The sequence below is a fragment of the Streptomyces sp. NPDC102441 genome, assembly GCF_044765585.1.
In the GTDB taxonomy this organism is placed as follows: Bacteria; Actinomycetota; Actinomycetes; order Streptomycetales; family Streptomycetaceae; genus Streptomyces.
In genome coordinates, this window is the sequence record NZ_JBIWKH010000026.1 from 21647 (window position 1) to 35550 (window position 13904).

The following is a 13904-nucleotide window of genomic DNA, read 5'->3' on the forward strand; positions in this document are numbered from 1 at the left end:
ACGAACAGGCCGGAAGCCCGGTCAGTTCTCCTGAGCCGGCTGGTGCGCCGCCTGCCGGGCCGCCAGCGACGCGTTGAACCGGGTCAGCAGGGCGCAGAAGGTGTCGCGCTCCTCCTCGGTCCACTCGCCGGTCACCTGGTTCATCAGCTCACGCCGTGACTCACGGACCTCCTCCAGGCGCGACTGGCCGCGCGGCGACAGCTGCAGCACGACCGCGCGCCCGTCCTCCGGGTGCGAGGTGCGCTTGACCAGGCCGGTGTCGACGAGCGGCGCGACCTGCCGGGTCACGGTCGAGGAGTCGATCCCCATGCCCGCGGCCAGCGCCTTGACGCCCATGGGGCCCTCCACGTCGAGCCGGTTGAGCAGCAGGTAGGCCGCCCGGTCCATCGAGTTGCGGACCTGGCCGACACCGCCGAGGCGGGTCTGCTCGGCACGGCGGGCGAAGACGGCCACCTGGTGCTGGAGAGCGTCGAGCAGGTGGTCCGTTCCCGGATGTCCGGGGGCCGCGCCTCCGGAAGGAGACGCAGCAGTCGTCATGTCCTGAGGGGGCATGGCTGGGGGCTCTCTTCGTGCGGTTCGGATGGGTGGGGGACAGAGTACGCGGCCACGGGGCAACGTGTACCAGCGCTGCACAAACCTGTGGACACCACCGCAGGCCACCATGAGATGCGACGGCCTCGGACGCTCCGAACTGCAAGACTTGCTGTCATGAACTTCCGTACGTCAGGCCCCTTTCCTCAGCTGATCCTCGATGACGTCCGAGGGGCGCAGAAGATGCTGTCCGGGGTGGCCAGAACGACCGGGATGGAAGGCAGCCGCTATCTCAGCTCCCTCGTCGGTGCGCCGGTCCACTTCAAGTGCGAGAACCTCCAGCGCACCGGGTCGTTCAAACTGCGCGGCGCGTACGTGCGGATCGCCGGCCTCAGCCCCGTCGAACGGGCGTCCGGAGTGGTGGCTGCGAGTGCCGGAAACCATGCGCAGGGTGTCGCACTCGCCTCGTCGCTGCTCGGCGTACGCTCCACGGTCTTCATGCCCGTCGGCGCGCCCCTGCCGAAGGTCGCCGCGACCCGGGAGTACGGCGCGGAGGTCCGGCTGGAGGGCCAGGTCGTCGACGAGACGCTCGCCGCCGCCCAGGAGTACGCCGAGGAGACCGGCGCCGTCTTCATCCACCCCTTCGACCACCCGGACATCATCGCGGGCCAGGGCACCGTGGGCCTGGAGATCCTCGAACAGTGCCCGGAGGTGCGGACGATCGTCGTCGGCATCGGCGGGGGCGGTCTCGCCGCGGGGATCGCGGTCGCGGTGAAGGCTCTCCGCCCCGACGTCCGGGTCGTCGGTGTCCAGGCGGCGGGTGCCGCCGCCTTTCCGCCCTCGCTGTCCGCCGGGCATCCGGTGGCGCTCGGCTCGGTGCAGACGATGGCCGACGGGATCAAGGTGGGACGGCCGGGCGACCTCACGTTCCCGCTGGTCCAGGAGCTGGTGGACGAGGTCCGTACGGTGTCCGAGGACGAGCTCTCCAGTGCGCTGCTGCTGTGCCTGGAGCGGGCGAAGATGGTCGTCGAGCCGGCCGGCGCGAGCCCGGTCGCGGCCCTGCTGAGCGATCCGAAGGCGTTCCGGGGGCCCGTCGTCGCCGTGCTGTCGGGCGGCAATGTGGACCCCCTGCTGATGCAGCGCGTCCTGACGCACGGCATGGTCGCGGCGGGCCGCTATCTGAGCCTGCGGCTGCGGCTCACCGACCGGCCCGGGGCGCTGGCCGCGCTGCTCGCCTCGCTGACCGTCGCCGACGCCAACGTGCTCGACATCAGCCACGTACGGACCGATCCCCGCCTCGGACTCACCGAGGCGGAAGTGGAACTCCACCTGGAGACCAAGGGCCCTGAGCACTGCACGGAGGTCGCCGCGGCCCTGCGCGAGGCGGGATACCTGATCAGGTCCTGAGCACGAGGCCCAGCGCCGGGATCCCCCGCACAAAACCTGTTGCCGGTCGCGATGTATCGCGTTACCGTGCATCGCCGAACACTCCGGTGTGTTCCCGGCGCCGAGGGGTCGGGAACTCTACGATCCGCTCAGGCAGTCACGCGAGAGCAACTGGGGGAATCCCGTATGCCAGGCGCCATTTACGCCGAAGGCCTGGTGAAGACCTTCGGCGATGTACGAGCACTGGACGGCGTCGACCTCGACGTACCCGAAGGCACCGTCCTCGGCCTGCTGGGGCCCAACGGTGCGGGCAAGACCACCGCCGTACGGGTACTGACCACCCTGCTCCAGCCGGACAGCGGGCAGGCTGTCGTGGCGGGCATCGACGTCCTGAAGAACCCCGACCAGGTACGCCGCTCGATCGGCCTCTCCGGCCAGTTCGCGGCCGTCGACGAGTACCTCACGGGCCGCGAGAACCTCCGGATGGTCGGGCAGCTCTACCAGATGAGCGGGCGTGACGCGAAGAAGCGGGCCGGCCAGCTCCTGGAGAGGTTCAACCTCGCCGACGCGGCCGACCGCACCGCGAAGACGTACTCCGGAGGCATGCGCCGCCGCCTCGACCTGGCGGCGGCGCTCGTCGTCTCCCCGCCGGTGATGTTCATGGACGAGCCCACCACCGGGCTCGACCCGCGCAACCGGCAGCAGCTGTGGGAGGTCATCGAGGAGCTCGTCGCGGGCGGCACGACACTGCTGCTGACCACGCAGTACCTGGAGGAGGCCGACCACCTCGCCCATGACATCTGCGTCATCGACCACGGCAAGGTCATCGCCCGCGGCACCTCCGACCAGCTCAAGGCGCGTACCGGCGGTGAGCGTGTCGAGGTCGTCGTGCACCAGCCCGACCAGATCGAGCCGGCCCGCTCGGTGCTCGCCACGTACGGCAAGGGGGAGATCTCCGTCGCCGAACACACCCGCAAGCTGACCGTCCCGGTCACCGGCGGGGCCAAGCTGCTCGCCGAGGTCATCCGTGACCTCGACACCCACGGCGTGGAGATCGACGACATCGGCCTGCGCCGCCCCACCCTCGACGATGTCTTCATCTCGCTCACCGGTCACGCCGCCGAGCTGGAGAGGAACGGCGAGAACGCATCGACCGAGGCCGCAGAGGGCCGGAAGGAGGGCGGGAAGTGAGCGCCGTCATGGACGCGAAGAACCCGGCACCGCTCAAGTCGCGCGGGGCGCTCGGCCGCTCGGTCGCCGACTCCCTGGTGATCACGCGCCGCAACCTTATTCGGATGAGCCGGATTCCGGAGATGCTGCTCTTCGGGGTCATCCAGCCGGTCATGTTCGTGGTGCTCTTCAGCTACGTCTTCGGTGGTTCCCTCGTCGTCGGGGGCTCGACCGATGCCGCTGGGTACCGCGAGTTTCTGATGGCTGGCATTTTCGCCCAGACCGTCACCTTCGCCACGGCGGGAGCCGGGGCGGGCATCGCGGACGACATGGCGAAGGGACTGATCGACCGGTTCCGGTCGCTCCCCATGGCGCGGGGTGCGGTCCTCACAGGTCGCACACTGGCCGACCTCGTCCAGACGACCCTCACCGTCATCGTGCTCGCGATCGTGGCCCTGCTGGTCGGCTGGCGCACCCACACCAACATCGGGGAGGTGCTCGGAGCCTTCGCCCTTCTGCTCCTGCTCGGGTACTCCTTCTCCTGGATCGGCGCGTTGATCGGCCTCTCCGTCCGGACCCCGGAAGCGGCCACCTCGGGCGGGCTGATCTGGCTGTTCCCGGTCACCTTCATCTCGAACGCCTTTGTCCCCACCGAGAACATGGCGAGCTGGCTTCAGCCCATTGCCGAGTGGAACCCGTTCAGTGCGACGGTCCAGGCGTGCCGCGAGCTGTTCGGGAACCCCGGCATCTCCCCGTCGGACGCCTGGCCGATGCAGCACCCCGTATGGGCCTCGATCATCTGGTCCGTGGTGATCATCGCTGTGTTCCGCACGCTGGCGGTACGCAAGTACCGAAAGGCCGCAAACTGACAGGGTCCGTGTAGGTGGCAAAAGGTCCGGAGTGGGATGACAATCCCGTTCCGGGCCTCGCGTTCATAGTGGCCCGGAATCAGAGATTCCGATCAAGGTGTAGGTGTGTTCCTATGGCTGCTGTACTTGAATGCTGCACAGCCTTCGTTTGGGGCCTCTATGCCCGAACACCGCCGAAGGAAGTACAGCCGGACAGGGACAGTCGCAGGCGCGGTCACGATGGCGCTGAGCATGTCCTGGATGGTCGCAGTGCGATGCACCCGGCCCGGCGGACGAGCCCGCCACGGCCACCACAGAGGCAGCCGGGCCAGTCCCCGCAGCCTCGGCGGCAAAGAAGGCGGACACAAGGAGGCGCCTAGCGCCCCGAAGATGGCCACAGGCAAGGCCGAGGCCGACACCCCGACCCCGCACTCGTTCATCGTCCAGGACGCTGACCCTGGCGTGACGGAACTCTTCGTGCCGGAAGGCGAGCCCGATGCATGGGGCGCCTTCGGGGACTTCTGGGGCGCCTTCAACCCGTTCATGGCCTCGATCGCCGCGCTGCGGGGCTGAGCCAGGAGCAGCTCGCACAGCGCGCCGGCATGTCGATTGGGCCGATCCGGAAGATCGAACAGGGCCATGGCGGCGTCCGGATGGAGACCCTCCATACGCTCGCCCGCGCCCTCAAGCTGAAGACCTCGGACCTGATGGCGGCCGGGCCTCCCCAGCCCGTCAAGCACGACGATCCGAACAGTCAGAACCTTCGTGAGCTGCGCATCGCACTCACGCCTGCGCTCACCCTCGGCCCAGCGACCGCCCCGGCAGGCGAAGAACCAGACCTGCGCCGGCTGAGCCGCATGACGTACGACAATTCCGTCCTGTACTTCGGCGACACCTACCAGAGCATCGCCGCGGACCTTCCCACGCTCATCAGGGCGGCGAACGATGCCGTGGCCTATTACGATTCCGGCGACGAGCGCACGTACGCCCTGGTGGAGCGCTCGCGGGCCTTGAACCTGGTCGGGCGGTATCTGACGCAGATCCGCCAGTTCGACCTTGCCCACGTGGCAGCCAGGGGTGCCATCGAGGACGCCAAGGCGGCCGGAAACAACCTCGTGGCCGCATCCGGGGTCGGTGGGATGTGCTGGCTGCTCGTACGGACCGAGCGGTTCGACGAGGCCGAGGACATCGCGGTCGCGACGATGGACATCGTCGAGCCGAAGATCATGGGAGCTACCCCGGACGAGTACTCGACGTGGGGCGGCCTGGCGATGGAAGCGGCGGCTGCGGCAGCGCGGAACAACCGACCGAAGGAAGCCAAAGCCCTGCGCAAGGCGGCCGGAACCGCCGCGAAAGCCGTGGGCAAGACGCACAGGAACCTGCTGCGCCACTGGTCGATGTTCGGTCCCGTCACGGCCGCCATGGAGGAGCTGTCGCACCTCGACGACCTCGCACCCGAGTGGTTTCGGCATCAGTCGTCCGCCGCGATCACCTTCGAGGAGATCACGAAAAAGCGCCGCACCCTCACGACAGACATGCGCGAGGTAGGTGCTCACTTGGGCGTATTCGCCTAACTACACGCTGGCGATACACTTCTGACGGCGCGTCGTTAGAAGTGCATCGTTCGATCGATAACTATCGTCACCTGTGGTTAATCCGACTAGCAGTCGGGTGCAGGTAACGCCGCGAGACTCGCAACCATCCTGCGGCAAAGTCGAGAGTCCAGAGGCCAGTGGCCTCAACTTACCCGCCAGCACGAGTCTGTTGAACGGGTTGCGCAACAGGACTCGACCCGGAAACTCCTCGGCTCCAGCCAGGCCGAGAGCTTTCCGGTCATCTACGCACACGTAGGTGACCGGTCGAGCCTGGCCTGAGACGCCGGTCGCCTCTGATCCAGAAGGGGCAAGTCTCAGTGTTTGCCAACCAGAAGAAGGCGCTCGCGATCCTCGGCAGCCTCGTGATCGCTATTTGTGGCGGGACCATCAGCGCTCTCTTGGCTTCCAAGCTCGGCGCGTCAGCGCTTGAGAGCGTCTCGGTCGGCGGCGTCGCGTTCGTGAGCACCTGCACGCTCGGACTGGTGATCATCGGCATGTGTCAGTTCACCGAGGATCGGCCGGCGCCCTCCGCCAACTAGCTGGGACCGCGTAGAACATGGCACCCATGCCGTTGGGGTCGTAGATGCCGGTGAGCGGACCGGTGAGGAGTTCGAGCTGGATGCCGACGGCCTGGAGCTGGGCGGACAGCGTCATCAACTCGGCCGCGTTGCGCGCAAGTTTCGAACGGGAGGGGCCGCCCGGCGAGATCGGCGTGCGCGTCGAGGTTCAGCACGACCACGGCCTGGACCAGCATTGATGTTGTGCTGTTCGAAGATCATGAAGTCGCGGAACGGGAGGGGCTGGAACGGCGGTACGACCGAGCCGTACCCGCACCTCGCTCAACGGCCTGCCCCACCTCCCACGCGTCGGTGAAAGGGGAGGGGTGACCCAGCGCGGCAGCCGTCGGCTCCGTCCACTCCTCGTCGGGTCCGCCGCGCGCCTCGACCGCGATCCTGCCCGTCTCCGCCATACGCCTGCGGAACTGCATGAGTCCTCCTGCGCGATGCGTCGCGACTTCCATGGCACGGTGTTCTACAGGGCAACGTGGCATAGGGTTCACGGCATTGGCAACCGCTGGTGCGGCCGGTTCGGGCCACGCGGGCGGGCGATCTTCCTGCGGTTCTCGTCCGCAGGGCCGTGTGCCGCCCCGTGCCCCCGGCTCGCCAGCCGATCTGTGGACGAGTCGTCCGGGCATGAACACGGAGTGATCACTGGTGAGATCGGACCGATGGGCGTTCGGGGGCATGCTCGCCGTCGTGGTGTCGTTGATCGTGGGCGTGGTGTCCGCGGCCGTGGGCGACCATGCCGGTTCCACGACGTTGTGGGTCATCCTCGGTATGGGTGCGGTGGGGGCCTGCCTGGCCGTGCGGGCATCGAGCCTCGCGGTGATCGTGTCCGCGCTCCTGGCCGGCCTGGAGCTGCGCGATCCGGCGCCGTGGGGCACCTGGGCGGTTGCCAGCGGGCTGCTGTTCCTGTTCGCGCTGCGCCGCCCCCGGTTCGACGCGGTCGCCGCCGGAGTGCTGGTCGCGGGGATCTCGTTGTTCGCGGCGTACGTTCCGTGGTGGGGCGGCGGCAGCGGGGGAGTGTTCGGACTCGTCGCCCTGGTGGTCGCGATGGTCGGGGTGGGCCAGTGGGTGCAGGCGCAGCGGCGTTATGTGGTGGCGGAGGTGGGGCGGCGTCGTCAGGAGGCGGAGCGGCGGCGGGAGGAGGTGGCCCGTCATGTGGCGGAGGAGCGGCTGCGGATCGCGCGGGAGCTGCACGACAGCGTGGCGCATCATCTGGCGGTGGTCAGTGTCCACACCAATGTCGCCCGGGCGAATCTGGTGCGCTCGCCGCGGGTCGCCGAGCGCGCTCTTGCCGATGTGCAGGCCGCCACGCAGTCGGTGATGGAGGAGCTGGGAGTCGTCCTCGGTGTCCTGCGTGCGGCGGAGTCGGAACGGGCGCCGTCCGTTCCTGTCGACGCCGCCGCGATCGAGGACCTGTTGCGGAGTTTCACCGGTATCGGTCTGAGGGTCGAGACCGACGGGCTGGAGCACCTGCTCGTCCTCGCGCCGCTCGCTCTCACCGCGGCGCAGCGGCTGCTGCAGGAGGCTCTGACCAATGCGCAGCGGTACGGGGACGGTGGGGTCTCGGTGGTCGTGGACGCTCCGGTCGACGGGTATGTGACGGTGTCGGTCCGTAATGCCTGGGTGCCGCGTGAGGCGGCGTCCGTGGGGAGCGGGCTGGGGCTGGTGGGTATGGAGGAACGGGTCCATCTGCTGGGTGGCGCCTTTCACGCAGGCCCGGATGCGGACGGATTCCTGGTGAGCGCCCAGCTCCCGGCGACCGCGCCCCGAAACACGAAGGAGACGCCCGTATGAGCGTCGTACGCGTGCTCATCGTCGACGACCAGGTCATGATCCGCTCCGGGATCCGCGCCCTGCTGGAGACCGGCGAGGGCGTCGACGTCGTCGGCGAGGCGGGCGACGGACACCGGGCCGTCGACATGGCACGGGCCCTGGTGCCCGATGTCATCCTCATGGACCTGCGGATGCCGGTGCTCGACGGCGTGGGCGCGATCGTCCGGCTGCGCGACGATCCGGTCACCGCGGACATCGGCATCCTCGTGCTGACCACCTTCGACACCGACGAGAACGTCCTCGCGGCCCTCAAGGCCGGCGCCAACGGCTTCCTGGGGAAGTCGGCGGACCACGAGGAACTCATGCGGTCGCTCGCAAGGGTCGCCGCCGGGGGCACGTCCCTGTCCGCCGTCGCGACCGACACCGTCGTCGGACACCTCGCCCACACCGCACGCCGTCACCGGCCACACGAACAGGCCTCCCCCGAGGACCTGCGCAAGGCCGCGACCCTGACCGCCCGCGAACGCGAGGTCACGACACTGGTCGCCCGGGGCCTGAGCAACGACGCCATCGCGGAACGCCTGTTCATCTCACCACTGACGGTGAAAACCCACGTCAACCGGGCGATGAGCAAGATACACGTCCGGACCCGGGCGCAACTCGTAGTCGCCGCACTGCGCGCAGGCCTGCTCAACGACTGACCACAGTGCGCCCCAGCAGCACCCCGGTCAAAAAAATACACCGGGCGCAGTACGTCCTCTACAGCGTCTGGGTGACGACCGACAAGCACCCCGCGACGGAAGGTGAGGCATCAGGCCGGCATTCGCGCGGCCGTCGTACTACCTTGACGCAGGAGTTCTCGATGTCTCGATTTTTGTCCAGGGTCGGTGCGTTCAGCGCCGGCCACCGGCTCGTCGTCGCCGGCGCGTGGATCGTGCTGACCGCGCTCTTCACGGTCATGACAATCACCGGAGCGAAGTTCTCCGACGCCGAGTTCAGCATCGCGGGCGCCGAGTCCACCACCGCGCTCGCCACGATGGACAAGGCGTTCCCCGCGGCCCCAGGACCCGAGTCCGGCGAGCTGATGCTGGTCGTCGAGGCACCCGACGGCACCTCCCTCGCCGATCCGGCCGGAAAGAAGCTGGTCACGGACGCGGTGTCCCGCGCCGCCGACATCCCCGACGTACTGTCCGCCGCGGACCCCTACGACAAGAACCGTCCCTACGTCTCCGAGGACGGTTCGGTCGCCGTCTCGACACTCACGGTCGACATCGAGGCCGACCAAGCCGTCGTCGAGGACAACGTCCGCGAGGCCTCGGCGGACCTGAAGGACGCGGGGTACACCATCGAACTCGGTGGCACCCCCCTCGATGAGGGCCCGCCCGAGATCGCCAGCATCACCGAAGCCATCGGCGTGGTCATCGCCTTCGTCGTACTGCTGCTGACCTTCGGCTCGCTGGCCGCGGCCGGCGCGAACATGCTGACCGCCCTGGGCGGCGTCATCGTCGGTATCGTGGGCATCCTCGCCTGGTCATCAGCCGGTGAGGGCATCCAGTCCACCACGCTGATCCTCGCCCTGATGCTGGGGCTGGCGGTCGGCATCGACTACGCCCTCCTGATCCTTTCGCGCTTCCGGGACGAGCTGCGACGCGGGGCCGACATCGACTCCGCGGTGGCCCGGGCCTCCGGCACGGCCGGAACCTCCGTGGTGGTGGCCGGCACCACCGTGGTCATCGCCCTCGTGGGGCTGGCGATCCTGCGCATCGCGTTCATCACCGAGATGGGACAGGGCGCGGCCTTCGCCGTGGTCGTGGCCGTCGCCGCCTCACTCACCATCGTGCCGGCCGCGCTGAAGACCCTCGGCCACAAGGCATTGCCCCGCAAGGAACGCCCGAACGCCATCGCCGCCGTTGCCGCAGCCGCCTCCGGCGGGACGCCGGCAGCCGCGGAGCCCACTGATCACAGTGGCCGTGACAAGGAGTCCCGTCCGGGCCTGCTGGGCCGCTGGGCCCTGCTGGTGGTCAACCGGCCTGTCCTCGCGATCCTGGTCGCCGCGATGGCCGTCGCCCTGCTCGCCCTGCCGGTCCTCTCACTCAAGACCGAGCTCGATCCCCCCGGTGGCCCCGACCCGGCCAGCACTCAGCGCGCGGCCTACAACACCATCAGCGACGCCTTCGGTGCGGGCGCACAGAACCCTCTGATCGTGCTCTTCGAAGGTACGAACGCGGCTGACACGGCGGCCGGTGAGACGAAGGACATCGCCGCTCTGGACGGTGTGGCCGACGTCAGCCCCGTCCAGCCCGCCGAGAAGCCCGATGTCGCCTTCCTCGTGGTCACTCCGGAACACGGCCCCTCCGACACACGTACCAACGATCTGGTGAACCTGCTGCGGACCTCGACGGACGACGTGAAGGGCGCGAAGGTCTCGGTCACCGGACAGACCGCGGTCGACGTGGACGTCAACTCCCAGCTCTCGTCCGGCCTCATCACCTATCTGATCTGCGTGGTCGGGCTCTCGCTGCTTCTGCTCACCCTCGTGTTCCGTTCCATAGCAGTGCCGTTGCTGGCCACCGCCGGATTCCTGATGTCCCTGGCCGCGGGCCTCGGAGTGACCGTCGCGGTCTTCCAGTGGGGCTGGGCGGGCGCTCTGGTCGGCCTCGACGAAGCCCGCCCCCTGGGCAGCCTGATGCCGCTGCTCGTGGTGGGCGTGCTGTTCGGCCTCGCCATGGACTACCAGGTGTTCCTGGTCTCCCGCATGCACGACGCCCACAAGAACGGACTGGACACGCGGGCGGCCGTATTGCGTGGATTCGGACAGGCATCGCCCGTCGTCATCGCCGCGGCCACCATCATGGCCTCGGTATTCGCGGGCTTCGCCTTCAGCGGCGGCGACCCGATGGTCGCCTCGATCGGCCTGGCCCTCACCGTCGGCGTCCTGGTCGACGCACTCGCGGTCCGCATGGTCCTGGTGCCGGCAGCACTGAAACTCCTCGGCGAGGCCAGTTGGGCCATACCCCGCTGGCTGGACCGGATACTCCCGAACGTCGACACCGAAGGCGCGACCCTGGAACACGAAGAACTCCTCAAGCCGCGCGACAAGCAGGAGCAACTCGCCTGATCCCCCCGGGCGTAGGGGTTCCTGATCGGGTTGCTCCCGCGCTCCGGGAGCAACCCGATCGTCACGCCCGGTCGGGCGCCTGGCCCCTGGACCTGTCGTTTGGCTGTCGATGAACTTTCGAGTGTCTAGGGATGAGGAGTGGTCAGGAGGCGCGGTCGGCCCCGGAAGCCCTCGTTGTGCGGGGCCTTCGAGGAGTGGGTGCCCTGCCCGGATGCCTGGCCCGTGCAGCACCCGGTCCTCGCCTCTGGGTTCTGGTCGGTCCTGATCATCGACGCGTGCCGGGCGCCGGCCGTCCGCAAGTACCGTTCACAGTGGACCGATGACGGTCCGAAGCCAGCTGGTCGGACTGGGTTGTCACCTCACGCGCGGATGTACTGGTCGGCCCAGGCGCTGATGATGTGGGCGGCTCGCTGCGCCTGTCCTCGTGCGGTCAGGAGATGGTCTGCTTCCTCGAGCGCGACGAAGCTCCGAGGGTGCTGAGCCTCGCGGAAGATCTCTCCGGCGTTGGAGATGTCGACGGTGGAGTCGGTGGGCGAGTGCATGACGAGAAGCGGCAGGTTCAACTCGCTGATCAGGTCGCGCAGGTGGGCCCGGCGGACGTCTTCGACGAAGGCCCGCTTGAGGACCAGGGTCCGCCCGCCGACGAACCACTCGTGTGCCCCTTCGCTGAGGACGCGGTCCATGACCGCGTCGTACTGGCGCTCGACGTGGCTGGGATCGATGGGCGCCCCGATGGTGGCGAGCGCGCGGACGCCGGTCGCCTCGGCCGCTGCGGCGAGGACGGCCGCGCCTCCCCACGAGTGCCCCACCAGCAGCTCCACCGGAGTTCCCCGCTCCGCCATCAGGGTCACCGCACGGATCGTGTCCTGGACCTTGATGGTGAAGGAACCGTCTCCCCAGTCGCCGTCGGAGTCGGCGATCCCGAGGTTGTCGTAGCGCAGCATCCCGATCCCCTCGCGCGCCAGCTGCTTGCTGACACGCGAGGCGGCCGGCGAGTCCTTGCCGAGGGTGAATCCGTGCACGAAGAGCCCCCAGCCCCGGATCTCGCCCTCGGGATGGTCGATCACTCCGGCCAGTTCGGGGCCGACGGTGCTCTGGAATCTTACTTTTTCGGGCATATGTGATCACCTAGGCGTGGGCTGTTCGCGGGACAGGAAGGACGCGGGCCATACCGGCGGGTCAGACGACCGGCTTCTGCTCGGAAGCCGGTTTCGTGGTGAGCAGTCCGGTGAGCTCCTCGGCGAGGTGCGGGCCGAGCTCGCCCCAGCCGTTCTTGTAGCCGTAGACGCTGAGCAGGGTGCGGGCGTCGTAGTCGCCGTTCATGATCTCGATGTCGGTGGCTGTGATGAGTGCCGGGTGAGGGACGCCGACGGCCGCCGAGAGCTTCATCAGCTCCCGGCGCAGGGTGCGCAGGTAGGCGGCGGCCCGGGTGGCCTTCGAGACCGGGTCGATGCCGCGGGCCAGCCTCGGGTTCTGGGTGGCTATGCCGGTGGGGCACTTGTCGGTGTGGCACTTCTGCGCCTGGATGCAGCCGATCGACAGCATCGCCTCACGTGCCACGTTGATCATGTCGGCACCCAGGGCGAAGGCGACCGCGGCGTTCTCGGGCAGGCCGAGCTTGCCGGAGGCGATGAAGGTCAGGTCGTCGGTCAGCCCCAGCTCGGCGAAGGTGCCGTAGACGCGGGAGAAGCCCATCCGGAACGGCAGCGACACCGAGTCGGCGAAGGTCAGCGGCGCTGCCCCCGTGCCCCCCTCGCCGCCGTCGACGGTCACGAAGTCGACACCACGGTCACCACGTGCCATCAGCTTGGCCAGCTCCTGCCAGAAGTCCATCTCGCCGACCGCGCTCTTGACCCCGACCGGCAGACCGGTCTCGGTGGCGATCAGTTCGACGAAGTCGAGCATCGAGTCGACGTCGCTGAACGCGGTGTGCCGCGAGGGGGAGGCGCAGTCCTGACCGAGCGGGATACCTCGGATCTCGGAGATCTCCGGGGTGACCTTCGCGCCCGGCAGCATCCCGCCCAGCCCCGGCTTGGCGCCCTGGGAGAGCTTGATCTCTATCGCTTTGACCGGGGCGCCGGCGACGACATCCTTGAGTCTGTCGATGCTGAAGCTGCCGTCCTCGTTGCGGCAGCCGAAGTACGCCGTGCCGATCTGCAGGATGAGGTCGCCGCCGTTGCGGTGGTACGGCGAGAGGCCGCCCTCTCCGGTGTTCTGCATCGTGCCCGCCAGCGCCGCCCCCTTGTTGAGCGCCGTGATCGCCGCACCGGAGAGCGATCCGAAGCTCATCGCCGAGATGTTCACCACGCTCGCCGGCCGGAACGCCCGGGCGCGCCCACGTGGCCCGCCCAGCACCTTGGCCGAGGGCAGCGGGGCCTGCGGGTCGTGCACGTCGGGGAGCGCACCGGCGAACGTGCGCTGCTTCAGGTATGCGTGCCCCTGCATGTGTTCGACGTCATTGTCGGTTCCGAACCCGAAGTAGTTGTTCTCCTCCTTCGCCGACGCATAGATCCACGTGCGCTGGTCGCGGCTGAACGGGCGCTCCTCGTCGTTGGAGGTCACGATGTACTGCCGCAGTTCCGGCCCGATCGTCTCCAGCAGGTAGCGGGCGTGCCCGATCACCGGGAAGTTCCGGAGCAGTGCGTGCTTCTTCTGGACGAGGTCGCGGGCTGCCACCAGCGCTACTGCTGTTGCGGTGGCCGCTGCGATGCTCCGGGCGCGCATGAACGTTCCTCTCCTCGATGCCCGGCTCTGTCGCCGTGCATCGGACGTCGTCGTGTCAGGCGTTGGGCGGCGGGCACGACCAAGCGGGCGTCAGCGTCCGTCGGAGAATACGATTTCTCATACTAGGAGCCCGCTCGGACCGGCCTGTGACCAGGCTGACGCCGGGGCCGCCACCGCCCCGGCCGCCCCGGGT

14 protein-coding genes and 1 pseudogene are annotated in these 13904 nt (G+C 68.6%); 11 read left to right on the plus strand and 4 right to left on the minus strand.

What is annotated here, in order from left to right:
• Positions 1-21: 21 nt before the first annotated feature.
• Positions 22-552 (minus strand): MarR family winged helix-turn-helix transcriptional regulator, encoded by a 531-nt coding sequence (locus tag ACIREO_RS38030; RefSeq protein ID WP_404119191.1) that lies wholly within the window; start codon positions 550-552, stop codon positions 22-24.
• Between the two features lie 156 nt (positions 553-708).
• Between ACIREO_RS38030 and ilvA the strand changes: the two genes are divergently transcribed.
• From ilvA to ACIREO_RS38065, 7 genes are all read left to right on the plus strand, one after another.
• Positions 709-1938: a threonine ammonia-lyase gene (gene ilvA / locus ACIREO_RS38035; RefSeq protein ID WP_404119194.1), complete on the plus strand. Its 1230-nt coding sequence runs from the start codon at positions 709-711 to the stop codon at positions 1936-1938.
• Positions 1939-2103: 165 nt separating this feature from the next.
• Entirely contained in the window at positions 2104-3108 is a 1005-nt protein-coding gene (locus tag ACIREO_RS38040) for an ATP-binding cassette domain-containing protein (protein ID WP_404119196.1), read from the plus strand.
• A gap of 8 nt (positions 3109-3116) precedes the next feature.
• Positions 3117-3956 carry an ABC transporter permease gene (locus ACIREO_RS38045; RefSeq protein ID WP_404119295.1) on the plus strand — a complete coding sequence of 280 codons (840 nt, stop codon included), beginning with the start codon at positions 3117-3119 and terminating at the stop codon, positions 3954-3956.
• Positions 3957-4325: 369 nt separating this feature from the next.
• On the plus strand, positions 4326-4508 hold the full coding sequence (locus ACIREO_RS38050; RefSeq protein WP_404119198.1) for a hypothetical protein: 183 nt from the start codon (positions 4326-4328) through the stop codon (positions 4506-4508).
• Positions 4436-5509: a helix-turn-helix domain-containing protein gene (locus tag ACIREO_RS38055; protein ID WP_404119200.1), complete on the plus strand. Its 1074-nt coding sequence runs from the start codon at positions 4436-4438 to the stop codon at positions 5507-5509. The genes ACIREO_RS38050 and ACIREO_RS38055 overlap by 73 nt, the downstream gene beginning before the upstream one ends.
• A gap of 338 nt (positions 5510-5847) precedes the next feature.
• Positions 5848-6069 carry a hypothetical protein gene (locus tag ACIREO_RS38060; protein ID WP_404119202.1) on the plus strand — a complete coding sequence of 74 codons (222 nt, stop codon included), beginning with the start codon at positions 5848-5850 and terminating at the stop codon, positions 6067-6069.
• 80 nt (positions 6070-6149) lie between these two features.
• Positions 6150-6287, plus strand: coding sequence for a hypothetical protein (locus ACIREO_RS38065; protein ID WP_404119204.1), 138 nt, complete (start codon positions 6150-6152; stop codon positions 6285-6287).
• Between the two features lie 18 nt (positions 6288-6305).
• On the opposite strand, the gene ACIREO_RS38070 is transcribed toward ACIREO_RS38065, so the two are convergent.
• Positions 6306-6518, minus strand: a complete 213-nt coding sequence (locus ACIREO_RS38070; RefSeq protein WP_404119206.1) for a hypothetical protein — start codon at positions 6516-6518, stop codon at positions 6306-6308.
• Positions 6519-6744: 226 nt separating this feature from the next.
• Between ACIREO_RS38070 and ACIREO_RS38075 the strand changes: the two genes are divergently transcribed.
• From ACIREO_RS38075 to ACIREO_RS38090, 4 genes and pseudogenes are all read left to right on the plus strand, one after another.
• The gene (locus ACIREO_RS38075) at positions 6745-7890 is read left to right on the plus strand and encodes a sensor histidine kinase (RefSeq protein WP_404119208.1); all 1146 of its coding nucleotides are present in this window, start codon (positions 6745-6747) and stop codon (positions 7888-7890) included.
• Positions 7887-8570 carry a response regulator gene (locus tag ACIREO_RS38080; protein WP_404119210.1) on the plus strand — a complete coding sequence of 228 codons (684 nt, stop codon included), beginning with the start codon at positions 7887-7889 and terminating at the stop codon, positions 8568-8570. Before ACIREO_RS38075 ends, ACIREO_RS38080 begins: the two co-directional genes overlap by 4 nt.
• 161 nt (positions 8571-8731) lie before the next feature.
• The gene (locus ACIREO_RS38085) at positions 8732-10987 is read left to right on the plus strand and encodes an MMPL family transporter (RefSeq protein WP_404119211.1); all 2256 of its coding nucleotides are present in this window, start codon (positions 8732-8734) and stop codon (positions 10985-10987) included.
• Positions 10988-11194: 207 nt separating this feature from the next.
• Positions 11195-11296: pseudogene (locus ACIREO_RS38090) on the plus strand (ABC transporter permease); the annotation flags it as partial.
• Positions 11297-11346: 50 nt separating this feature from the next.
• On the opposite strand, the gene ACIREO_RS38095 reads toward ACIREO_RS38090, so the two are convergent.
• Positions 11347-12105, minus strand: a complete 759-nt coding sequence (locus ACIREO_RS38095; RefSeq protein WP_404119213.1) for an alpha/beta hydrolase family protein — start codon at positions 12103-12105, stop codon at positions 11347-11349.
• A 61-nt stretch (positions 12106-12166) separates the two neighbouring features.
• A complete protein-coding gene (locus ACIREO_RS38100) occupies positions 12167-13711 on the minus strand; it encodes an FMN-binding glutamate synthase family protein (protein WP_404119215.1) in 1545 nt (514 codons plus the stop codon).
• Between the last annotated feature and the right edge of the window lie 193 nt (positions 13712-13904).